At 34.7% G+C, this 22,726-nt stretch carries 21 protein-coding genes and 3 pseudogenes; all 24 read right to left on the bottom strand.

The window, feature by feature from the left end; genetic code table 11:
* Window positions 1-456 precede the first annotated feature (456 nt).
* The gene (locus NIE32_RS13430) at window positions 457-1,647 is read right to left on the bottom strand and encodes a serine hydrolase domain-containing protein (protein ID WP_253077403.1); all 1,191 of its coding nucleotides are present in this window, start codon (window positions 1,645-1,647) and stop codon (window positions 457-459) included.
* Window positions 1,648-1,699: 52 nt separating this feature from the next.
* A pseudogene (locus tag NIE32_RS14440) lies at window positions 1,700-1,833 on the bottom strand (IS30 family transposase); the annotation flags it as partial.
* 10 nt (window positions 1,834-1,843) lie between these two features.
* Window positions 1,844-2,344, bottom strand: a complete 501-nt coding sequence (locus NIE32_RS13425) for an acyltransferase (RefSeq protein ID WP_253077402.1) — start codon at window positions 2,342-2,344, stop codon at window positions 1,844-1,846.
* Window positions 2,344-3,684: a lipopolysaccharide biosynthesis protein gene (locus NIE32_RS13420; protein ID WP_253077401.1), complete on the bottom strand. Its 1,341-nt coding sequence runs from the start codon at window positions 3,682-3,684 to the stop codon at window positions 2,344-2,346. The genes NIE32_RS13425 and NIE32_RS13420 overlap by 1 nt, the downstream gene beginning before the upstream one ends.
* A 76-nt stretch (window positions 3,685-3,760) precedes the next feature.
* Window positions 3,761-3,967: pseudogene (locus NIE32_RS14435) on the bottom strand (CatB-related O-acetyltransferase); the annotation flags it as partial.
* Window positions 3,968-4,394: 427 nt separating this feature from the next.
* Window positions 4,395-5,510 (bottom strand): glycosyltransferase, encoded by a 1,116-nt coding sequence (locus NIE32_RS13410; protein ID WP_253077399.1) that lies wholly within the window; start codon window positions 5,508-5,510, stop codon window positions 4,395-4,397.
* Window positions 5,511-5,536: 26 nt separating this feature from the next.
* Window positions 5,537-6,619, bottom strand: coding sequence for an alpha-1,2-fucosyltransferase (locus tag NIE32_RS13405; RefSeq protein ID WP_253077398.1), 1,083 nt, complete (start codon window positions 6,617-6,619; stop codon window positions 5,537-5,539).
* The gene (locus NIE32_RS13400; protein WP_253077397.1) at window positions 6,616-7,770 is read right to left on the bottom strand and encodes a hypothetical protein; all 1,155 of its coding nucleotides are present in this window, start codon (window positions 7,768-7,770) and stop codon (window positions 6,616-6,618) included. The genes NIE32_RS13405 and NIE32_RS13400 overlap by 4 nt, the downstream gene beginning before the upstream one ends.
* 115 nt (window positions 7,771-7,885) lie before the next feature.
* Window positions 7,886-9,007, bottom strand: a complete 1,122-nt coding sequence (locus tag NIE32_RS13395; protein WP_253077396.1) for a glycosyltransferase family 4 protein — start codon at window positions 9,005-9,007, stop codon at window positions 7,886-7,888.
* A complete protein-coding gene (locus tag NIE32_RS13390) occupies window positions 9,008-10,102 on the bottom strand; it encodes a glycosyltransferase family 4 protein (protein ID WP_253077395.1) in 1,095 nt (364 codons plus the stop codon).
* Entirely contained in the window at window positions 10,099-11,178 is a 1,080-nt protein-coding gene (locus NIE32_RS13385) for a glycosyltransferase family 4 protein (RefSeq protein ID WP_253077394.1), read from the bottom strand. The genes NIE32_RS13390 and NIE32_RS13385 overlap by 4 nt, the downstream gene beginning before the upstream one ends.
* Before the next feature lie 9 nt (window positions 11,179-11,187).
* A complete protein-coding gene (locus tag NIE32_RS13380; protein WP_253077393.1) occupies window positions 11,188-11,772 on the bottom strand; it encodes an acyltransferase in 585 nt (194 codons plus the stop codon).
* A gap of 60 nt (window positions 11,773-11,832) precedes the next feature.
* Window positions 11,833-13,110, bottom strand: coding sequence for a glycosyltransferase family 4 protein (locus tag NIE32_RS13375; RefSeq protein ID WP_253077392.1), 1,278 nt, complete (start codon window positions 13,108-13,110; stop codon window positions 11,833-11,835).
* 51 nt (window positions 13,111-13,161) lie between these two features.
* Window positions 13,162-14,106 (bottom strand): GDP-L-fucose synthase family protein, encoded by a 945-nt coding sequence (locus tag NIE32_RS13370; RefSeq protein WP_253077391.1) that lies wholly within the window; start codon window positions 14,104-14,106, stop codon window positions 13,162-13,164.
* A gap of 20 nt (window positions 14,107-14,126) precedes the next feature.
* Window positions 14,127-15,197 carry a GDP-mannose 4,6-dehydratase gene (gene gmd, locus NIE32_RS13365; RefSeq protein ID WP_253077390.1) on the bottom strand — a complete coding sequence of 357 codons (1,071 nt, stop codon included), beginning with the start codon at window positions 15,195-15,197 and terminating at the stop codon, window positions 14,127-14,129.
* A gap of 45 nt (window positions 15,198-15,242) precedes the next feature.
* Window positions 15,243-15,932, bottom strand: a complete 690-nt coding sequence (locus NIE32_RS13360) for a sugar transferase (RefSeq protein ID WP_253077389.1) — start codon at window positions 15,930-15,932, stop codon at window positions 15,243-15,245.
* Window positions 15,933-15,997: 65 nt separating this feature from the next.
* Entirely contained in the window at window positions 15,998-17,320 is a 1,323-nt protein-coding gene (locus NIE32_RS13355) for a UDP-glucose dehydrogenase family protein (protein WP_253077388.1), read from the bottom strand.
* Between the two features lie 21 nt (window positions 17,321-17,341).
* On the bottom strand, window positions 17,342-18,109 hold the full coding sequence (locus NIE32_RS13350; RefSeq protein ID WP_253077387.1) for a tyrosine-protein phosphatase: 768 nt from the start codon (window positions 18,107-18,109) through the stop codon (window positions 17,342-17,344).
* A gap of 37 nt (window positions 18,110-18,146) precedes the next feature.
* A complete protein-coding gene (locus NIE32_RS13345) occupies window positions 18,147-18,845 on the bottom strand; it encodes a CpsD/CapB family tyrosine-protein kinase (RefSeq protein ID WP_253077386.1) in 699 nt (232 codons plus the stop codon).
* A complete protein-coding gene (locus NIE32_RS13340) occupies window positions 18,832-19,605 on the bottom strand; it encodes a YveK family protein (RefSeq protein WP_253077385.1) in 774 nt (257 codons plus the stop codon). Before NIE32_RS13340 ends, NIE32_RS13345 begins: the two co-directional genes overlap by 14 nt.
* A 134-nt stretch (window positions 19,606-19,739) precedes the next feature.
* Entirely contained in the window at window positions 19,740-19,985 is a 246-nt protein-coding gene (locus NIE32_RS13335) for a hypothetical protein (RefSeq protein ID WP_253077384.1), read from the bottom strand.
* Window positions 19,986-20,155: 170 nt separating this feature from the next.
* Window positions 20,156-20,428 carry a hypothetical protein gene (locus NIE32_RS13330; RefSeq protein WP_253077383.1) on the bottom strand — a complete coding sequence of 91 codons (273 nt, stop codon included), beginning with the start codon at window positions 20,426-20,428 and terminating at the stop codon, window positions 20,156-20,158.
* Window positions 20,429-20,902: 474 nt separating this feature from the next.
* On the bottom strand, window positions 20,903-21,265 hold the full coding sequence (locus tag NIE32_RS13325) for a 3D domain-containing protein (protein ID WP_253077382.1): 363 nt from the start codon (window positions 21,263-21,265) through the stop codon (window positions 20,903-20,905).
* A gap of 180 nt (window positions 21,266-21,445) precedes the next feature.
* Window positions 21,446-22,715, bottom strand: a pseudogene (gene ltrA / locus NIE32_RS13320) (group II intron reverse transcriptase/maturase).
* Window positions 22,716-22,726 lie beyond the last annotated feature (11 nt).

Below are 22,726 nucleotides of genomic sequence, written 5' to 3'. Positions count from 1 at the left end.
TTCTACTTGTATCAATCCATTCAGATAAAGATCGATTTATAAAATCTAACGCAAATGAATGACAGATGATGATTTTAATATCTTTCTGCTGATGCGTGCACAGTTTTCTTATGACTGCAATGCTTCTTGCTGCATGACCAAAACCATAATCGGATATGTAATAAGTTATCTTTTTCATTTAGATCACTGATTTCAAATTTGAATTGATTCTTCACCTAAATGTTATCAATTATCAAAGTTAAAAATACTGCTAGTTCGCTTATATATTATCAAAATTATATTAAGTCTTTTCGTATTAATACTATTCATATTATGAAATGTCCAAAAGGTGACGGTATCTGCGGACAAAGATTACCAACTTTTCTCCAGAATAACTGAATTTAACAGTTCTCGCATTGGAAAACAGGCACGGTAAATATGAATCCAAATTTTGAACCCAATTAGACAATACATCGATTAAATATTATCTATAAGTTTGTTTTTTAATAAAATCTTAAATATTTTATTTACAAGTACTTCGTATACTTTATTTCCATCATGAAGATAAGATAAATTTGTAAGTATTACAAAATAAAGATGTTTACTTTTTGAGTAACCACAATAATTATTGTATCCGACTGTGAATCCAGAACGGTGCTGATAACTAACATTTTCTACTTTACAATTATAAAAATTTAGTCTTAACATCCTTTTATACTTTTCTTCTAAAACATTAGATTCAAATAGTTTATATAAAAATTGGCAAACGTCTTTTGAATTTCCGAGAATACCACCAGCTGTCAAACTAGCAAATGGAAGTTGTACTGGAAACTTTTCGACATTGGCCATTAATTCAGTATTATATAATTGATAAATATCTTTATCATATCCAGTAACAAGTTTTTCATTGGGGAATTTTTCCATATAAGTGTAATAAGTATTCCTTAAATTAAAAGGATCTAAATAAAGTTCTTTTAATAAAGAGTAAAATGATTTACCTGTAGCTTTTTCGGCAACTATGCCAAGTAAAATATATCCTATATTTGAATACTTACGTCCATTACCTGGTTTAAAATATTCTTTTTTATTTGTAACTTCTTTTATTAATCTTTCTTTAGTCCATTTTTTTCCCAAAAAATAAGTTTTGAACAGAGAGTAATTATCCATCAAGGGATCAAACAAACCACTTGAGTGATTAATTAAGTTCCTAATTGTTATATTTTTTATTTTATCAGAAATATCAATATAGTTAGAAATCTGATCATCTAGAGTTAGTATATTATCTTGGACTAATTTTAGCATTACTGCATGCATGTATATTTTAGTTAAACTCCCCAAATAATAGACATTTTCAATTGAGCTTTTTTCATTTTTCTCAATATCTGCATATCCAGATGAACAATTTATATAACCATCTTTTGTATTTAATGATATTTGAATACTTGGTACATTGAATTCCTTTCTAAATTCATCAACAGTTGAGTAGATTTCTTTAGTAATCTCATTTTCATAAGTTGAAACTAGAAATAAATTATTGACATCAACATCATTACTCATCTCACTTACAAAGCTGGACCTATTAATACCACCTATCCAAATTTTAATTAATATAAACATTGATAAAGAAAAACAAATAATGTATTGTACTTTTTTGAATATTTTAGTCATTAATTGTCTCCTAAAATCCGTTAATAATTAATTATTTTATCGGTTATTACTGGTCGTTGCTTCCTCGCTGCCAAGGCGTGTGGTGATCGGGAAAATAAAAAGTCATACCGCATGCCTTAGCTTCTTGGTCATACCAAGCAAATTCTTTGCCACGGTCAGACGCTGATGTCGAGGTAATTGAGAGAAAGAAAGCTTCTTAACTTCTTTCGCCTATTTTTCTATATGGCACACCTACATTAATTGAATATGGTTCAGTAGTACCATTTAATATACAACCCGCCCCCACTACAGATCCTTTTTGTATGATAGATCCTTTGAGCACTTTTACTCCTGCGCCTAACCAACAATCTTCTTCAATTATTATCGGCCTACTAATTATTTTCTGTTCTTGAATTAATTTATCCCTTGATACCCCATGATCTGAATCTATAATGTAACATTGTGCAGCAATTAGCGTATTTGCTCCGATAATAATTGAATCTCCCGAAAAAATTATAGTGTCTTTTCCTATTGCAACATTATCACCTATTGTAATTTTTCCATTTCCAAATATTTGAACTCCTGGATAAACCTTTATATTTTTACCCCATGTAATATCATGTGTTTGAACATCAACCAATCCCAACACTTTAACTTTTGCACCATATTTTATATAGATTTTCAACTCCTGAAGTTTATTCATTAGTTTAGTAATCATTATCTTTTTTCTCCTTTACGTATAAACCTTTCTAACCATACAGTTTGTCCAACACAATATGGAAGTAATGAAATACAATGTGCAAGAATAACTCCATAGTAACCATAAAATATGTTTGTAAATAGAATAGTTAATGGGATCATTAAACATGCTCCTACTGTCATCCATACAAACTGCCACTTCATTTCATTTAATCCACTGCATATAGAAGCATAAATTCCAGACCAAATCATGATTCCTTGCTCCACGGCAAATAAAAACATTGTTAAATAATTAACATCAAAAGAATTCTCTCCCAACCAAACATCAAATAATAACTGCATTATGGGAAACATAAGAAATTGACTAATAGTAAAAATCACTGCAATTATCTGCAACGCCCTTATAGTTTTCAATATCCATTGATAATCGTTCTCTGATTTTGCTTTTGTAATAGCTGACCAAATCGGAACAGTAATCAAAGCATACACTGTACTAACCAGCGAAAAAATTTTAAAATACACATTATATTCAACAACATGAATACTTCCCAATAACCAACTAATGAAAAATATACTAGTATTATTTAAAACCATTGCTTCTAATTGAAGCCCTAAAAAAACACTACCTAATTTCAATGTATCTATTGCATATTTAATATCAAAAAAACGTTTACTCGGTTTTACCTTTTTAAGACGCGTAGAAAAGATAACAATAGTTGCGATAAGTAAAGGTACATTAACTGCGAATAAATACACTAATGCTAACATAATTATATTATTATTATTTCTACTGATATTACTAATTGTAACAAAGATTAACAGAATAATATTAGCTATAAGCATCAACAAACTCGGCATAAAAGATTCCTGTAAAGCATACAAAATTGACGAGATCAGTCGCAGTACAAATTGTAATAATATGCCTAGTAAAACAATAATTATTGCTGCTTTTAATGCAGAAGAATTGATTTTTTGTTCGGGTATATTAAAAATTGTATTCCATGGAATTATTTGGGATACGACATAAACAACACAAAATAAGCTAAATGAAATTGCAGTCAAAAAAATATATGCTGATGATATGTATTTTCTAGTTCCTTTTTCATCATTATTAGCTATCGTTACCACTAATCGATTTCTAACACCATTACCAATTCCTAAGTCAAAGTTCAGAATCCAATTTAAAACAGATAGAATAGTAAACCATACGCCTAAAATTGCATTATCAGAAAAATATCTCATATATGCTGGAATTGTAAAAAAACCAATTATTATTGCAATCCCTTTTACACCCATACCATTTACTACATTGTAGATCACTTTTTTAGTGTTTCCATTTAATTGTCTAATTTTCATCATTATTCTTAATTACCTTAATCAATTTTTTTATATCATCAAAATATTTTCCATACTCTTTAATCCATTTTTCATCCTTATCCCACCATTTTAGATTGAGTAAAAAGTCAATCTCATTTGGTTCAAAACGATATCTAATTATTCTCGCTGGAATTCCACCTACGACCGCATATGGAGGAACATTTTTTGTTACAACAGCTCCCGCAGCTACAATGGCTCCATCTCCTATAGAAATCCCTTCCATAAGTAATACACTTGAAGCAATCCAAACATCATTACCAATTACAACAGAAAAATTTCGCTCATTATCTGCAAACTTAAACTCTTCAAATTTTTGTCTATCAGTATATGAAAAACCATATTGCTTTTTTAATGAATAAAACGAAGGATGTACGGATACAAATTTTCCAGTCGGATGTTGACCAGTTATAACTTTAATTTCTGGAGCTAAAACAGTATATCTTCCTATTAATGTATTTAAAAAAATAGATTCATTACTAATTCCAGAACCATACCCTAAAACGGTGTTGTAAACTTGTGCCGTTTTTGCAATGGTATTGTACCCTTCACATGTTATGCCTTTTACTGATCTTGATGGATATATTTTACAAGTGTTAGGTACATTGTAATGCGCTATTGAGTATTTATATAATAAATATTTAATAAGCCTTTTCATCTTTATAAACATTTATAGCAGCCCCTCTTTATTGTTACTATTTATAAACTTCAAGGTACTCCCGCACACTTTTTTTCATATTGTATTTACTACTAATTTGTCTGCTTTGTGTTTTCTTGTTTATTAGATCACCTTGACTAAATTTTATATACAATTCATTCAGTTTCTTTACGAATGGATTTAGTTCAATATTAGAGTAATGAATCTCAGTTTCTTCTAAAACGCAATCTTTGAAATCTCTTAATCCAGGTACATCTGTAAATAATGCAGGTATCCCACTTCTCAGAGCTTCCAATGCTGCTATACTTACACCTTCATAGAGAGATGGCATTACAAAAAGATCACACGCCTCCAAATATAAATCAGGTTGAACTCTACCCAAAAATAGTATTTGCCCATTCAATCCGTATTCATTACTCAATTCTACTTCATCTTCTGTAATTGATCCTTGGCCAATATGATAATAGACAAATTTGTGTATTCTTTTCTTATTTAGTGTCCCAAGTGCTTCTATAATTAATTTATGATTTTTAATATTGCTACAGTTCCCCACACTCACAATGCAGAATATGTCATTGTTAATTTTAAGTTTTTCTCTAGCATAAGCATGCCTTAATGGGTCAATAAAATTGAATCTACTTTCATCGCACCAATTATTAATAATTTTACAGGGGTTCTTTAATAAATTCAGTTCATTTTTATAAACGCTTTCACCAATAGCTATATATTTTACACCTAACTTACGTTCGAGCCATCTTGTAAATATATATTTTTTTCTCTCAAATCTATTATACTTAAATACATTATGCACCGTTCTTATTATTTTTGCTTTTGGGCATGCCAATTTGGCAGTTAAAGCATATAGATATGAATTACCTTCTCTGTGTATATGGATAACATCAAATTCCATTTTGTTAAAGTATATAAATGTTTTAATAAATTTTTTAATTTTCGATCTATTATAAATATGTACTGCGGAATATCCTACTGTTTCAAGTTTATCAGCAAATTCGCCGCGATTTTGAAAAGTTGCTAACACATATTTTTCGTAATCTTTCCATAAATCTGCAGAATCATAAAGCATCATTTCTGCCCCAGAAGGTAGAAGGCAATTAAGAACATGTATTACTCTTAATTTTTCCTTACCGCTCATAGATGTACTCTCCTATCGTATTAGCTTTATACCTGTAACGTACTCTCCGCCCAATATCCCTTTGGTGCACAGACAACTTTATTTGGGTTGTTATTTAAATATGATGCCCACCAAGAAAAAGTTGATCTAGAAATGATATTATGTTTACACAATGACATTAATTGCATATCCTTGTATGAATTAATTCCAGTATTGCCATCAACAAATACTACTTTATCCGAATTATACAATCCTAATTTTTCCATATTTTTTCTGCACCAATTAATATCATCTGAAAAGACAAAAAATTGTGGTTTCATACACACTTTTTTCATAAAATTCACAGCTTTATAAAAATACATTATATCCTTTCCCTGAACCAAGGTTGCAGGATGGTCACCCTTTCGTACATGAATAGAAACAGATTCACAGTTTTGTATAATTTGTGCTAACTTACTATTTACTTTATCTAATTCTGGAAAAACGAAATCTTTTCTGACTTGCTCCTCTACATTTTTAAAGAAGGTTGTTCCCGATTCGAAATTTCCCAAATAATATGTATTTTGTATTTTTGGGGTCAATATATAGTTTAAATAATTATTGTCTGCCAATTTGTAATTTTTCACATTATACATACTTGAAATTGATTGATAAAAAAGTCTTAAATTATACCCCTTCTCCTGTTTTTTAATTTTATAAAACAAATCCGCAATAATAGGAGTAGCTTTTATCTTCAGCAAAACTTGTTGCTTAATATTTCTTTTATTAGGTGACACGAGGTCAGTTATTTCATTCCAATGAACAATGCCATAATTTGAAAGCATGCCAAGAAAAATCTTCCGTGTCATAACGGCAGATTTGCTAAGCCAATTATTTGGTAATTGATTAGCAATGGGTTTTGCCTCTTCAATATAGGCTTTATAGTCATCAGCTCGCACTAGATTTTTAATATTAGGTAACGAAAGCGAGAAAACGGATTCTAAAGCATATTTTTGAGTTTTCCCTGTAATCTCAAATATGCTATTATCGATATAACATTCTTGATTCGGATTATTCCTTTTCAACTCCAAATAAATAGCATAATGATACATTTGATTTCCAAGGCCACTATTAACATTCACAACTATCATACTTTTGTATCCCCCGATCTTGGAATTGTAAAATTAATTTTTGTAGCAAATCCAATTAATATATATACCAGCAACATCGCAGGTGTAAAAACAATATAATCACTTACAAAAGCCGCTACCCCAACTGAAATGTATAATACAGTCAAAATATTTTTGTTTTTTGCCTTTCTAAATATTTCCAGAAAAAAACATATAGTAAAAAATAAGCCTAGTATACCCAAAGTTAACATAATTCTTAAGAAGCTATTGTCCGAAACGCTATATAAAGAACTTGAATTTTCACTTCTTCCAACAGTTCCAAATCCTCCCCCAAAGAAAAATGAATTTATTCGTAAAGAAGGCCAAACATTTCTAACCCTATCCAATAAAGAATCATTTGAAAAATAGGTATAGTCATTTAGATTATTTTTTAATATTAAATAGCATACTCCAACTGCAAGCACATCAATTAAAAGTTTTATAAAAACATTAATCCATTTTAATTTCTTAATGTAAAATATCCTAAAAAATAAATAAAAGAAAAGTAATAGAGATATCCAGCTTCCTCGGGTATAGGATAAGAGTGTTAATGAAGAATAAAGTCCAATAAGAAATAATTTGCTAAGTTTTACGCGTTTTTCATAAAAAACCACAATTAAATTAAAAAAAACAGCTAAAGCCATTAAAGCCCCAAAATCAAAACTTGTACTCAAAATAGACTTGATCGCATATATATGAAAGTTAGATCTCCATTGTAACAGGGGAAGATAATTTATTTTGTAACAAATAAGACCGATACATCCAATTGTCACACATATTATATTGATATGTTTTACTATCTTTTTAAAGTCCTCAAAGTCTGAAAATAATTGAGTAGTTATATAAAACATAAGTACCCAAATAAAATAGTATTTTGAATCAATAAAGATATACATTGCCGTTGTTGATCGAAAAGCAGCAAAAATTAATACAGCTACATAACAAAAAACGAATACAAAATGGTATTGATTAAACCTGATTTTTTTTAAGCATACATCAATAAATAGAAACAAAATCATTAATTCTTTTAATCCAGATATAATAATAAAATTACCTATAGAAAATATCTGGAAAAGATAAAAAAATGAAAAATAATATAATATAAATATAAAAAACATTTTTTCATATTTCATTATTTTACGTTCTCCTAAGTCCATTAAATAACTAATTATGTATAACAACATTTTCTAAATTTAAATAAGAAAATCACTTGATCTTTGGGTTTCTTGATGAACTGATTAGATCGTTCTAGATTAATGTTCCATAAATATCTTTATGTGCCTCAAGATTTTTTTCTAACGAGTAATTTTCAATAAACTTATTGTAAAATTTATTCTGCTCCGTTTTTAGATTTTTGTCTTGGAAACTTAAAAATTTATCTTTAAATTCATCTAAAGTGGTATACTTATATTCAGAATAACCAATTACTTCTGCTAATCCATCAATATTAGTTCCAAATACCACATTTCCTCTAGCCATTGCTTCAACTGCGGTTCTTCCAAATGATTCACTTCTAGACGACATAATAAAAACATCAGATGCATAGTACAGTTCATTTAGTTCAGATAGTGTTAAATCATAATATCCAGTGAAGTTATCTCTTCCAACAATTTCTTCAATTTGTTGAAGTTGGATCTTACATTTTTGAATGTCTTTTTCTGATCTATCACTTCCAATAACAATGATATACTGAAAATCAAAATTTTGTGCCATCCAAAACAATATCCTTTTTGATAGTTCCCAATTTTTATTATATGTAAGCCTCGCATTCATCATTATGGTTTTTTTGATCAAATTGTATTTTTTTTTATTAAGTAGCTTTAATTCATATTTATAACCTTCAAAAATTGGTCCAGCTGTATTAGGAATAACAGTAACTTTCTCAGCGTCATGTGTGTATAAATCAACATATAACCTTTTGTTTATATTAGTTGTTGTTATTATCTTGTCAAAGTCTTTAACAGTATTCATTAAAATAACTTTAGTGATTTTACTATATTGGTTAGCTACACCTCGTTCAGTATAAACCAATTTACATTTTATACGTATAAGTTTTTTAAGTAATTCAACAACACTCATGCTCGAAACCATATGAACATGTATTAAATCTGGTTGTATTTTATTTATTACTCTATTAATTGCACAAGTAATTTTTATGGTTTTAATAAAAGACTCATTTACCAAAAAAGTATCAAATTTTTCCAAACAAATACATGTATAATGACTATCCCTATTGTCAATTTTTTCTCCTGGCATTAGAACGAAAAATTTATATTTATCACTTAAGCCATTCATAACTATTTCCATTGATTTTTGTGCTCCACCAGGAATACGAAAATTATAATCACTTATAAATAGTACTTTTTTCATTTAATAATCCTCACTTAAAATCGAATATGTCTTTTCGACCATTCTTTCTATTGTATACTGACGAACAATATCAATAATTTCAGTCTGTTTTCCAGATAAAGCATTTTTCTTAAGCACATCTATAATGTAATTATTTAAAACTTTATAATCATCACAATCAATAATATATCCAGATTGTCCTTCCCTAACCATCTCTACTGCTGCACCACATTTATTTGTTGAAATAACTGGTAATCCATATGACATAGCCTCATTAATAACAAGTCCCCATACATCTTCACGTGTCGGTAAAGCAAATAAATCAGCTGCTTTATAATATTTTTCTAATTCAGTTTTGGACATAAACGGCACAAAATATATGTGTTTAAGCCCAAGACTATTTTGTATTTCTAAACATTCTTCTGTTACACTCCCACCAACAATGTATACACCAATATTCTCGTCTAAACCTTTGCATGCATTTAACAGAATATCCCATCCTTTACGATGTATAATCTGCCCAACGCCTAATATCATCTTCTTCTCAGAAATGCCAAGCATTTTTTTGTAATTATTCTTTTCAGTAATACTAATAGGTTTTCTCGAAATTTCTGAATCTCTCATTGAGGAAAATGGGTACATATACAATTTATTAGGATTTGCACCATAGTGGAGCAAATATTCATTAGCCAATTTCCCAGAACTGAGCCATAGAGTTGCTGAACTAATAAAGTATTTTTTTATTTTATACTTTATAAATGACTCTTCTTTCACAAAACCACCATCAGTACTTAACACAAATGGTATTTTATGTTTGTTCATATACGAAATAGCTATCATTGCTGTATAGGTACTATACATTCCAACAACGATGCGATCATAATTCATCTTCAAGTATTTTATAACCTTTAATGTTATCGAATTATCTGTTCCGATTGTCATGCCATCGAGATAGATTTCTTTATATGTCACTTGGGACTTTGAAGTCCATTTGGTATCCCTGTCACTCGCAAAATGTCTCTCGTATATAACTGTTAAATCACATATTTCACCTAATTCCGAAAAAAAATCAACTCTATATGGTGCGGGTAAATTGGTCAAATAAAGTATTCTCATTTTAGCAACCTTCGGAAAATGATTCTGAAATTATCGCAATAATTTTTTTCTTTATAATGTGCACAAACTTTATATCTATTATTAATCAGAATATTAGGCATTATTTCTAATTTATCAAACAACTCAATTATATTGTTTCGTTTTCTTAATACCACCCCATTCTCACCGTCTTTCACAATATCAGGTATTCCTGCATGATCCGTAGTCACAATCATCATACCATTACCCATTGCTTCTAAAATGCTTATTGGCTGACCTTCTTTAATATACCGTGTAGGGAGCATAAAAATATCACAGTTTTTCATCAAATTCTTCTTCTTCTCCCCACCTACAATACCGTGATAAGTTATATATGGTTGAAGTTTATTTTTGGATACATAGTTTTCAAAAAACTGCTTCTCATTTTTTTCAAAAAACTTACCAGCAAAGTCAAAATGATATCTTCTCTTCTCACCCTTTATTACTCTTTCTTTTTCTAGTTTTGCCAATTCCAATATAACTGGGTATCCTTTAGCTTTTATAAAATTACTAAGGAAGAGAATATGTTTAATATCTTTGCGTTTTAAACCAGCTAGTTTCTCTTCAAATTCCACTTTGGACAATAGAACATCGTCATCAACGCAATTAGGAACAACAAAAACATCTTTATCATTAATCATCCCTTGAAATATTTTCTTAAATGATTCTGATAGCACAACTGCTCCTTGTAATTTGCTAATGATTTCATAATTTGCATTCCGCTGCCATGATGGCAAGTAATTATCCACAAGATTACGAAAGAAACCGCCATGCAAATGAATAATGCACTTCTTATGAAGTTTTACAAGTATTTTAAGAATTATTAGATCACGTAGGTTACCTCCTCTAGTCTGGCTAATTGTAAAATAAAACAAATCAGCATTACTGTTTAAAATAGTAATAAGATTCTTTATTATGTTTTTATTCTTAGTAATATCTACCTTCTCAAAAATAAACTCTTTTTGGAGCTCAGATTTAAATAAAGTTTCAACAGCCTTTGACAGGCCGTGAATCGGAGGAGGAAATTGCGCAATAAAACAGATCTTTTTTTTATTCATCTACATTCATTATCCTTTTAGCTTTTTAATTACTCTAGCAGGGTTTCCAGCAATGACACAGTTTTTTTCTTCAAACTTACCACTCACCACTGCGCCAGCTCCTACTACACAACCATCCGCAAGAACAGTGCCTTTTAGTATGATACTGTTACAACCAATAAAGCAGTTCTTTCCGATTTTTATTGGCCTTGTGCCAATTAATTCATTATCATCAGGTCCTTTTTTTCCAGCTGCTAGTTTATTTCTTGCTTCAAGTTCTATGGGATGAAAGTCATTATCAATGATCTTTGTATTACCACCGATTGCAGTATTATCACCAATCGTAATTGATTTTCTTGCATAAATTGTTGCTCCAGAAATTCCTACATTATTACCAATAATTATTTGAGCTCCGGGCGTTCTCGTTACAATAATCGTTCTTTGATATAGACCAATCAGATTGGACAAGAAGGACGATTTAATCGAGACCCCATCTCCAATGACAATTTTCGCACCGGATTTATTAAAAATTACAGGAATTCCCTTTAACAATAGATCTTTTCCATATTTAACTTTTGTTGCTCTCATAATTAGTTTAAACCAATTACTGTTCATAGCTTAGATCAAATCCTTCTACTTGCATTAATTGAGTTCTATATTGAGAAAAATCACTTACTAACAACTCATGACTTCATTTATATACTTTTGAATCGAATGGTCCTTTGTAAGATGTTGTATCAGGTACTGTCTGCCCAATTTACCGACCAACTTATACTTATCCCTATCATTGATCACTTTTTGAATCATTTTTTCAATCTCCTGATAATTTCCAGGTTGGGTCACTAAACCACATTGGGTTTCTTCGATAATAAATCTAGCTTCAGAGCCTTCTTCCAACACAGCTAATACAGGTTTTCCAACGGCCATGATTCCATAAAGTTTACTTGGAACCGAGACGCCCTTGATTCCAGCGGCGCTAACACACCAATGAATATCTCCAGCATTTAAACTATATATTAAGTCCGCTTTTGCTTGATATGGAATAAAAACAACATTGTTTAGATTGTTTTTTTCCTTATATGCAACCAATCGATTTTTAATAGAACCTGCGCCAACAAAAGCAAATATAATGTCGGTACGCCCTTTAAATTTTATAATGACTTTCATAATATTTTCTAAATCATAATAGAGACCAAGATTTCCAGAATACATAATGACATATTTTCCTAATAAGCCATACTTTTTCTTAAATGAGGCAACGTGTTGATCATCTTCAGGTAGCGGATGAATGATTTTTTCATTAATCCAGTTATTAATAACGGTGTGATTCGGGCATTGTCCCTTGAATCGATTACTAAGGGTTTCCATCATATCTCGTCCAACAACAATTACAGATGAAGCTCGTTTACAACTGAATTTGTCCAACCAAAGCATGAAATGAAGTAGTACTTTGTTTTTGCTGTAACCAACTGCCATAATTTGTTCAGGATTGAAATCTTGAATATTATAAATATATTTTGCCTTTTTCATCCACTTACCACATACTCCGAGCAACCCGCCTAAGATTGGTGGTTGGGAAATCGAAAATACATAGTCTTGTTTACCGGCCTTGGTTGTTGCAATTAGGGCTCTAAAGAAATAGGTAAGAATATTTCTAATGCGACTTATTTTATTAGTCTTGCTAAATTCAGGGACACGAACACGAATCACTTTTATTCCATTAATATTTTCAAAGTAATATTTTTGACTTTTATATTGAGAATCAACTTTTCCTCCGTAAGAAGGCACAACACAGATTACTGTGATACTAAATTTTGTTGTCATACCTTCAGCCAGTTCTTTAAGAATTTGGCCAGTGCTTGCCACATCAGGATGATAGTAATGGGCATAGATTAATAGATTTGGCTTTTCTGATCTATCTACGTTTTCTGCTGGTTTATCTTTTGTTTTCATCCATGAATCTCCCTGTATTCCAAATCTACTTTTCAAATAAACTTGACATGATTATTTCATCACTAAATTATTTTCATTTGCAAGAAACCACTCATAGGTCCTGCGAATGCCATCTTCCAACTCCACTTTATATTTCCATCCCAGTGCTTCCATATTGGAAACATCGAGCAGCTTTCTCGGAGTACCGTCGGGTTTGTCCGTATTGAACTGTAGCTCGCCTTTAAAGCCAACCACTTTCTTGATCAGTTCTGCTAACTCACGAATGGTGAGCTCTTTTCCAGTCCCCAAGTTAACAAAGTCTGCACCATCATAGTTTTCAAGTAAGAAGATGCAACCGTCTGCCATATCTTCAATATACAGGAATTCACGAAGTACCTTGCCTGTGCCCCAAATTTCAACAGTATCAGCATTAGATTCCTTTGCTTCATGCATTTTACGTAATAGAGCTGGTAACACATGAGAATTTGTTAATCCGAAGTTGTCGCCAGGTCCATAGAGATTGGTAGGCATAACACTAATGAAGTTTGCGCCATATTGTTTCTTATAGTAATAGCACATTTTCAATCCGGATATTTTTGCGAGTGCGTATGCCTCATTGGTTTTTTCCAATTCTCCGGTTAAGAGATACTCTTCTTTAATCGGTTGCGGGCACATGCGCGGATAGATGCATGAACTGCCTAAGAACAATAATTTCTTTACGCCATTGCGATAGGCTGCATCAATGACATTAACTTGAATTTGCAGGTTTTTCATGATGAAGTCGGCAGGATAGGTGTCATTTGCGAGAATACCGCCGACTTTTGCAGCTGCTAGTACCACATATTCCGGTTTTTCTGATTCAAAGAATGTGTTGACTGCTTCTTGATTGGTTAAGTCAAGTTCTTGTCTTGTTCTCCCAATCACATTGGTATACCCTTTTTCTTGCAAGCGGCTCATTATATTTGAACCGACTAAGCCGTGATCACCGGCTACATATATTTTTGAATTTTTCTCCATTGTACTCGCTCCCTTATTTCTTAAATCGTCGTTGTCAGGTATTCGTCAATTGTCTTCCCATAGATCAATTTTAAGTCACCATCGACCATCATGTGTACTAATGATGGAAAATCAACTTTACGTTCCCAACCAATTTCCTTTTCCGCTTTGGACGGATCGCCCCACAACAGTTCAACCTCTGCCGGACGGAAATAACGTGGGTTAACATCAACGAGAAGTCTACCGGTTACCGCATCATATCCTTTTTCATCAACTCCACTGCCATCCCATTGAATTGTTATGCCAACTTCTTGAAATGATCGTTCAACAAATTCACGTACTGTATGTGTCTCTCCGGTTGCCAAGACAAAGTCCGATGGCTTTTCTTGTTGAAGAATCATCCACATGCCTTCAACATAATCTCCGGCGAATCCCCAGTCACGTTTTGCATCGAGATTCCCTAGACTTAATTTTTCTTGTTTGCCGGCAATAATTGATGCGACTGCGCGGGTGATTTTACGTGTTACAAACGTTTCTCCACGTCGAGGTGATTCATGATTAAACAGAATTCCATTGCATGCAAACAAGTCATAGGATTCTCTGTAATTGACCGTGATCCAGTATGCATAGAGCTTAGCTGCACCGTAGGGACTTTTCGGATAGAAAGGTGTTTTTTCACTCTGTGGAGCTGTGCCCGGAAGCCCACCAAACAATTCAGAAGTTGATGCTTGATAATACTTTGCGTTAACGCCTGATTTCTTAATGGCATCCAATATTCTTAGCGTGCCAATTGCATCCGTTTCTGCCGTATATTCGGGAACTTCAAAGGAAACCTGTACATGACTTTGGGCAGCCAAATTGTAGATTTCATCCGGTTTAATCTGCTCGATCAATCGATTAATATTACTTGAATCGGTCATATCTCCATGATGCAGGAAGAGTGTCTTATTGCCAATTTCAGGATTGTTAAAGAGATGATCAATACGTAGTGTATTAAAGGTGCTTGCTCTCCGAATAATGCCGTGTACTTCATAACCTTTTTCTAATAGAAATTCAGTTAAGTATGAACCATCCTGTCCAGTGATTCCTGTTATGAGTGCAATTTTTTTCATTGTTGACTCTCCCTGTAATTAATTATTCTCATTTATTTTTAGAAGTTAAAAAGCATTTTTCGAACCAAGGAATAAGAGCAAAGTCTTAACTATAAGTTTGATATCAATGAATGTCGTTCTCGTTCTGATATAGCGTAAATCAAGCTCCACCATTTCTTCGAATCCTAGATTACTGCGCCCGCTCACTTGCCAAACACCGGTACAACCTGGTTTAACTAAAAGGCGTTGTTTTTGATGTGCGGTATATTTTGCAACTTCCCGGGGCAACGGTGGGCGAGGCCCCACCAAACTCATTTCGCCTTTTAACACGTTCACAAGCTGAGGCAATTCATCGATGCTCGTTTTTCTGATAAAATGGCCGATTTGTGTGACACGGGGGTCATTTTTCATTTTAAACATCGCACCGGTTGTTTCATTTTTGTCAAGAAGTTGATCTAATTGATCCTCAGCGGCTAAGATCATTGAGCGAAATTTATAGATGACAAAGGGCTGTCCATTTTCTCCAACACGGGTTTGTTTAAAAATAATTGTCCCCTTGCGATCCTCAAGTTTAATCAATAGAGCAACGATTAATAGGAGAGGTGAGAAAATAATTAATCCGACTATAGCCCCAAAAATATCGATCAGTCTCTTGGTTATTAAATAGGTCTTCTGACCCCTTAATTCGGCGTGTAAATCACCGATAAATAAATTAGCTTGATCATTTTTTTCGACTGATGATTTAGATAAGTCCATATGCAATTCCTCCGTTAAATCAGGAATTTATGAATGAATAGAATAAGTTAAGTACAGTTAAGCTTTTAACTGATTAACTCCGGCGCCTGATTCGGGCGTCCTATCGAATAATACTCAATAGATGCTTCTTTCACATCACTTAAGTCATAACAATTACGACCATCAAACAAAATTGCGGTATTCATCAGTTGATTGTATGTTGAGAGTTTGATCGTTTTTACATCCGGCCAATCGGTAATAATGACTGCGGCATCTGCAGCGTGCAGTGCAATATGAAGATCTTCTGTGTACTCAATGTATCCGTTGATTTGTTTCTTGGCATTCTCTATAGCAATCGGATCGTAAGCTACAACCTCTGCACCCAGTTCTACGAGTTTTGGAATCATGACCAGTGCTGGGGATTCTCGTAAATCATCGGTGTGTGGCTTGAATGCAAGGCCCAATACGGCGATGCGTTTTCCTTTTAGCGTGCCACCGAATCTTGTAAGCATCTTATCAATGAGCAGTACTTGTTGATGATTATTCACTTCAATAACAGACTTGAGAAGATTGAATTCGTGATGGTGGTTACCGGCGAGTTGAACGAGTGCATTGGCATCTTTCGGGAAGCAGGAACCACCGTAACCAATCCCTGCTTTTAAGAAGTCGGGACCGATGCGATGGTCGAAGCCCATTCCCTTCGCCACTTCTTCAACATTGGCACCGAGTGATTCACAAATATTTGCAATTTCATTGATGAAGCTGATTTTTGTTGCGAGAAATGCATTTGAGGCATATTTGATCATCTCAGCACTTGAGATGTCTGTTTTGATGATGGGCATCTTGAATGGAGCATTGATTGCTGCCAGAGTATCTGCAGTTTCCAGATCTTCCGCACCGATAACGATCCGATCACCATGGAAGGTATCATGAACGGCACTCCCTTCACGAAGAAATTCCGGATTCGATGCAATTTTAACTTTAATACCTGCCGGGGTTTCCTCATTAATCAATTTCTTTATGTACTCATTTGTTCCGACCGGCACTGTACTCTTGATCACGACAATAACACTCTTCGTGATATTGTGGGCAATATCGCGAGCCGCTGCTTCAACGTAGTCCAGATTCGCCGAACCATCCGCACGTTGCGGTGTGCCAACGGCAATATAAACCACATCCGCATGATCAAGCCCTTCACTGTGTTTCGACGTAAAGAAGAGACGTCCCCTCCCCATGTTCGTGAGCATCATCTCTTTTAAGCCAGGTTCATAAATCGTCGGTATGCCATTACTCAGTGTTTTGACTTTATTCGGATCAACATCGATACAGCCAACGACATGTCCGATTTCAGAAAGTGCAACCCCGGTAACCAAGCCGACATAACCTGTTCCAATCACGGCTATTCTCATTTTTCTTCCCCCTGATTATTTTTAAAAGATACCAAAAAACTTCTTCTCTTTTATCTCTATTGGTTCTTCTCGATCAATAAGTTCACCGTTTATTAATAATTCTGCGTTTTCTCTAAATAGATTGGCCAAATCTTGACCAAATTGTTTCTTTAACTCTAGAAATGCTTCATGCATGTAGAAGGGCCGTGTAGTGACATTATGTGCATCTGAGGCGACAAACTGAGAGAGATTATGTTCAATAAATTGGAGGCATCGTTTCTTCGCCATTCTTCCGTTCTTGCCAATCAAACTCGCTGCCGTTACTTGTGACAATGCACCCTCGGTCACAAAATCAAATAGAATAGCAGGCTGCTTCAGTATTTCTTCATTTCGTTCTGGGTGAACAATAACAGGTGTGATGCCTTTGACTTGCAGATCAAAGAAGAGTTGTTGTGCATATCTTGGTACATGATGGGTAGGAAATTCAACGAGGATATACTTCTTATTGTTATTAACTGTGACAAGTTCCTGATCTGTCTCATCCTCAGCCATTTCACCAAAGATCCTTGGTTCCTGTCCGGGAAGGACCCGTAGATTGATCTGATTGTCTTGAAGTAATTGATTCAGCTTTTCGACACGAGCTAAAATCTCAGGTTTTGGATTATCCCAATGACGATTTCTATGATGCGGGGTTGCGACAATTTGCGTGATTCCTTCAGCAACTGCTTGTCTCGCCATTGCTAGAGATACTTGCTCATCCTGCGCACCGTCATCAATACCTGGCAGAATATGACTATGTATATCAATCATTTGCGTCCCTTCCCTTCTTATGGATTTTCAGATCTATTTATTCGTTTCCATAGTAATAGTAGTAATAGCCATCTGATTTTGTGATCGGCTTAGCGTTTAGGACCACTCCGAGAATCCGTGCTTTTACTTTTTCAAGAAGTTCTTTTGCCTTAACTGCAGCAGTCTTATCGGTAACACCTGCTCGAGTCACTAAGACGACCCCATCACACAATGCTGACAAGACTTGAGCGTCTGTTACTGCAAGAAGTGGTGGTGAATCAATAATGACTGCATCATACTGATTCATCATGTATTTAATCATCGATGCCATAGCTGCGGAACTAAGTAACTCTGCCGGGTTCGGAGGAATCGGGCCACTTGTAAGTACAAAGAGATTATGTACTTCAGTCTTCTTCACCGAATCTTCAAAGTTAGTTTTCTTCGTCAGCAATGTCGTCAACCCTTCAAGATTCGAAAGGCGGAAGGTGTAATGCATCGTTGGTTTTCTCAGATCGGCATCAATCAGTAATACTTTCTTGCCCTGTTGTGCCATCACCGCAGCTACATTCGCAGCAGTTGTTGATTTACCTTCCCCAGGACCTGAAGAGGTAAACATAATTTTCTTTAATGACTGATCAACTTGTGAGAAGTCTATGTTCGTACGTATCGTTCTGTATTGTTCAGCTGTTGTCGATTTCGGCTTGAAATGAGCAATTAAGCTGCGTTCTTTCGAAACGAGTTTCTTATTTCGCTTCAAAGTGGCCGCCTCCTTCAAATCCTTTAGCCCGTGTGCGACTGTGTGTTCTCGAAGTCGATCGAGCATTCTTTGCTTCATGTTTCTTAATCTCGGAGACAACGCCTAGCACCGGAAGTTCTAGATATTTTTCAATATCTTCTTCGGTTTTAATCGAGCTGTCTAAATAGTCGAGTAAGAATGCAAGGCCAATCGAAATCATGAGACCAACAACGAGGCCAATCGCCAAATTAATCATTGGTTTTGGTGAGACCGGTGCGCTACTTGCACTTATCGTAGCCGGCGAGAGGATGCTGACGTTGTCAACATTCATCACCTTCTGCACTCGTGATTTGAAAGCTAAGGCGACTTGATTCACAATGCGAACCGCTTCCGAAGGACTATCCGTTTTCGCTGTCAAGGAGAATACTTGCGAATTTTGTGATGTTCCAACTGAAAGCATGGATTTTAATTGGTTAGGCTTAAGTTCCAAATGAAGCTTATTGATCACTGGATTCAGCACGGAAGGGTTATTAATGATGTCGCTGTAGGTGCTGACCAGCTGAACATTCGTTTGCACCGTATTGGTATTTGAATAGATGGTGGCGTTCTTTGCATCCGCCTGGTTGACAAGAATTTGTGTTGACGCTTCGTATTGAGGAGTCATAAGAAAATAAGTGCCAATAGCGCTTGCTGCAACCGCTAGAAAGGTAATGACAGCAATGAGCCAAATTCTTTTTCTCAAAGTCTGGAAAATTTCCTTCAGGCTGATCGTCTCTTCCATAATATCCCCCGAGTAATAGATTATTCTGTAATGAATTCAATTAAATTAGCAAGTTTAGTGCCATTATAGCATAAAATTGGGGGTCTGATTGCCAATAACCTGACAACGAACGACATATTTTACAATTACTTACGCTATTCATGTTTCACGTAATATACAAATTCCCTACCACCGCCAAATAGTGAGCGTTTAACAAAGAACACACGATAGTTGCCATCTGTAAGACTCTCTTGCGAGTCAACTTTTAAACTATTTTTTTCTGCGAATGAATGAATCGCATTTCGGATCCCTTCAGAGTTGATGACCGCTGCAGGACTCTCATACGAATGAGACACTGTTCGCTTTCCGTCATACTCTAGATAAAAACAATATTGTTCCAATTCCCGCTCCCCCTAGGAAAGAATCCATCTCTTTTTCTCGTATTATGGATTCCTTATAAATCGCATGCATTGCATTTTATGGTCTTCGATTACATCTGAAAATGATATGGCGTGCTAAAGTTGTATGCAATTCATCGCATTACCGAGGCCACTCACCTCCTCAAAGAAATTTAACTTATGTACTCCTGTCCTTCTGGTCTTACATAGTAGATGAACTCCTGAACACCCCGTAAAAAACGGTTTTTCCGAAAAAAAACACGATAGCCTTGAGATTTAACAACATCAAGTGTATCCAGTGTCCATTCACTCATCTTATTCTTTTGGGCAAATTCACAGATCGCATTGGCTACATAATTTGCATAGATCATATCTCGAGGTGATGGATGTGCCACCGAACTCTTCTTCTGCCCATCATATTCTAGATAAAAGAAATAACAGTTCATCGCTTCACTTCCTAGAAAGACAGAATGATTCCATAGGCATATTTACTTATCTAGTCACAGAACATTAACCATTGAATCTAAAGGATAAATAATGTAGAAGTTACTTACTTGTAAAGAAAACTAGATGTATGAATCACACGAGGATAAAGTGGTCAACCAAAGAAAGTTAATAGGTATAAAGATACAAGCCATTTGTAATGTTTATAAGTATACCACTATTTATTTTTTTGTGAACCCGTAATTTGTGCAATTTTTGTGATTTTTTTCATTTTCTACAAAGAAAAGCTATGATTTTACGATTTTTTATGATATTTTCCTTTTAAACAATAGGATCACTGCCTCTTTAATTGAGACAATGATCCTATTGTTTCATCGATTGATGACAAAAAGCGATTGAATAGACAAGAATCCGTCCGATCCAATCGCTCTCCTCAACTATCAAATTTCTGGGAAGCAAAACCTATCAAAGTGACTTTAATTACGGTATACCTTTATTTTCAAATGTTTTCTGCCCCATTTTAATGCCTGATGACGTGATTTAAAATGTACATCAATGATCTTACCCTTTATCGCTCCACCGGTATCTCTTGCAATTGCTGTACCGTATCCAGGAATCTTAACTTTAGAACCAAGTGGAATATAACGTGGATCAACTGCAATCGATTTCGCATTTGGATGCTTTTTATAATTATAGCCAGTTGCCGTTCTTCCCATTTCATTATATGCGGTTGCTGAAACGTGCATCGTCTTCGTCTTTGTCTTCGCTTCTGCTGCTGGGTTGGATATACCCGATATGATTAAAATCGCAACGGCTATTGTCATTAATATTTTTTTCACTGTCGAATACATCTCCATTTCTTTATGATTCAACTTTACCAGTTGAATATAACAGGGATGTAACAGACTAATGACAGACCGTTATTGATTTGATTACAGATTAAAAAAAAATCGAGTAGGAGGAAATCTTCGATTTCCGACCTCTCACACCACCGTACGTACGGATCCGTATACGGCGGTTCAATAGTTTGAGTGTGCACGCTCGAACAGACAGGTAAGATTTTTAAGACCTGTCTGTTCGAGTATTTTATTTGTTATCGCCCGATGTAGGATGTAGCTACAGGCGATACGCCAGTAGCCTTTTCGTGTATGCCCATTCCCACGCTTTTTGTTTTGGCACGTTAAGTTGAACAAGGCTTTTGTATTTCGTCTTGATCTTCTTCCAACGTTTCCAAATGATCTGTCGAATTCTGCGCCGGAGCCATTCGTCTAGGTGGTGGATGTAACTTTTCATATAGCTAATGCCATAGTAATTGATCCAACCAGTGGTTACTTTATTTATCTCTTTTATGATCTCACGGATGTTACCACTTTGACTTCTCTTGGTCAGTTGTTTGAGCTTACGCTCAAAGGATTTTTTCGACTTTTGATGGGGGCGGAAGCCAACTCTTTGTTTGATCGAATGTAAGCAGAATCCAAGAAATTTAAGTCTCGTTGGACTGCCCACCTGGGTTTTGTCGTGGTTGACCGTCAGTTTCAGTTTCTTTTCTAGGAACGTGATGATACTTTTCATCACCCGTTCTCCTGCTTTTCGACTCTTGACATAGATGTTGCAGTCATCAGCGTAGCGGACAAATTTGTGCCCTCTTTGTTCCAGTTCCTTATCCAGTTGGTCGAGGTAGATATTACCTAGGATAGGGGAGAGATTTCCTCCTTGCGGAACGCCTTCTTCAGTAGGCACGACCGTTCCGTTAATGAGTACACCACTGCGCAGGAACTTACGAATGAGTTGGAGAACGGTTTTGTCCTTGATCTGTTGTTCCACACAGTGCATCAACTTATCGTGATTTACCGTGTCAAAGTAGGATTTCAGATCAAGATCCACCACGTATCTGTAGCCTTCCTCGTAATACACCTTGGCGCGTTTCATTGCGTCATGGGCACTACGTTTGGGACGGAATCCAAAACTGTTATCTGAGAATGTCGGATCAAAGATCCGTTCCATCACTTGAAGGATCGCTTGTTGGACCAGTCGATCGCACACGGTCGGAACACCAAGTTTTCGTTTCGATCCATCAGGTTTCGGAATTTCCACACGCCTTACGGGCTGTGGCTCGTATGAGCCATTCCTAATCTGTTTGATGAGTTCATCCCTGTTCCGTATAAGGTAAAGAAATAACTCATCAACAGTCATCCCATCACTACCTGCTGATCCCTTATTTGCTCGTACTCGCTTATAAGCTAGATTTAGGTTCATTCGGCTCGTTATTTTCGTGATGAGATCTTGCACACCATCTCTTC

Source organism: Sporolactobacillus kofuensis (assembly GCF_024125425.1).
GTDB classification, from domain to species: Bacteria; Bacillota; Bacilli; order Bacillales; family Sporolactobacillaceae; genus Sporolactobacillus; species Sporolactobacillus kofuensis.
The sequence above is the reverse complement of the archived record's forward strand: the minus strand, read 5'-3'. Positions and strand labels throughout refer to the sequence as shown.

What these genes read in the sequence shown, in the direction of transcription:
- NIE32_RS13430 (WP_253077403.1), bottom strand. Translation starts at nt 1,647, where the DNA reads ATGACTAAAATATTCAAAAAAGTACAATACATTATTTGTTTTTCTTTA.
- NIE32_RS13425 (WP_253077402.1), bottom strand. Translation starts at nt 2,344, where the DNA reads ATGATTACTAAACTAATGAATAAACTTCAGGAGTTGAAAATCTATATA.
- NIE32_RS13420 (WP_253077401.1), bottom strand. Translation starts at nt 3,684, where the DNA reads ATGATGAAAATTAGACAATTAAATGGAAACACTAAAAAAGTGATCTAC.
- NIE32_RS13410 (WP_253077399.1), bottom strand. Translation starts at nt 5,510, where the DNA reads ATGAGCGGTAAGGAAAAATTAAGAGTAATACATGTTCTTAATTGCCTT.
- NIE32_RS13405 (WP_253077398.1), bottom strand. Translation starts at nt 6,619, where the DNA reads ATGATAGTTGTGAATGTTAATAGTGGCCTTGGAAATCAAATGTATCAT.
- NIE32_RS13400 (WP_253077397.1), bottom strand. Translation starts at nt 7,770, where the DNA reads ATGAAATATGAAAAAATGTTTTTTATATTTATATTATATTATTTTTCA.
- NIE32_RS13395 (WP_253077396.1), bottom strand. Translation starts at nt 9,007, where the DNA reads ATGAAAAAAGTACTATTTATAAGTGATTATAATTTTCGTATTCCTGGT.
- NIE32_RS13390 (WP_253077395.1), bottom strand. Translation starts at nt 10,102, where the DNA reads ATGAGAATACTTTATTTGACCAATTTACCCGCACCATATAGAGTTGAT.
- NIE32_RS13385 (WP_253077394.1), bottom strand. Translation starts at nt 11,178, where the DNA reads ATGAATAAAAAAAAGATCTGTTTTATTGCGCAATTTCCTCCTCCGATT.
- NIE32_RS13380 (WP_253077393.1), bottom strand. Translation starts at nt 11,772, where the DNA reads ATGAACAGTAATTGGTTTAAACTAATTATGAGAGCAACAAAAGTTAAA.
- NIE32_RS13375 (WP_253077392.1), bottom strand. Translation starts at nt 13,110, where the DNA reads ATGAAAACAAAAGATAAACCAGCAGAAAACGTAGATAGATCAGAAAAG.
- NIE32_RS13370 (WP_253077391.1), bottom strand. Translation starts at nt 14,106, where the DNA reads ATGGAGAAAAATTCAAAAATATATGTAGCCGGTGATCACGGCTTAGTC.
- gmd (WP_253077390.1), bottom strand. Translation starts at nt 15,197, where the DNA reads ATGAAAAAAATTGCACTCATAACAGGAATCACTGGACAGGATGGTTCA.
- NIE32_RS13360 (WP_253077389.1), bottom strand. Translation starts at nt 15,932, where the DNA reads ATGGACTTATCTAAATCATCAGTCGAAAAAAATGATCAAGCTAATTTA.
- NIE32_RS13355 (WP_253077388.1), bottom strand. Translation starts at nt 17,320, where the DNA reads ATGAGAATAGCCGTGATTGGAACAGGTTATGTCGGCTTGGTTACCGGG.
- NIE32_RS13350 (WP_253077387.1), bottom strand. Translation starts at nt 18,109, where the DNA reads ATGATTGATATACATAGTCATATTCTGCCAGGTATTGATGACGGTGCG.
- NIE32_RS13340 (WP_253077385.1), bottom strand. Translation starts at nt 19,605, where the DNA reads ATGGAAGAGACGATCAGCCTGAAGGAAATTTTCCAGACTTTGAGAAAA.
- NIE32_RS13330 (WP_253077383.1), bottom strand. Translation starts at nt 20,428, where the DNA reads ATGAACTGTTATTTCTTTTATCTAGAATATGATGGGCAGAAGAAGAGT.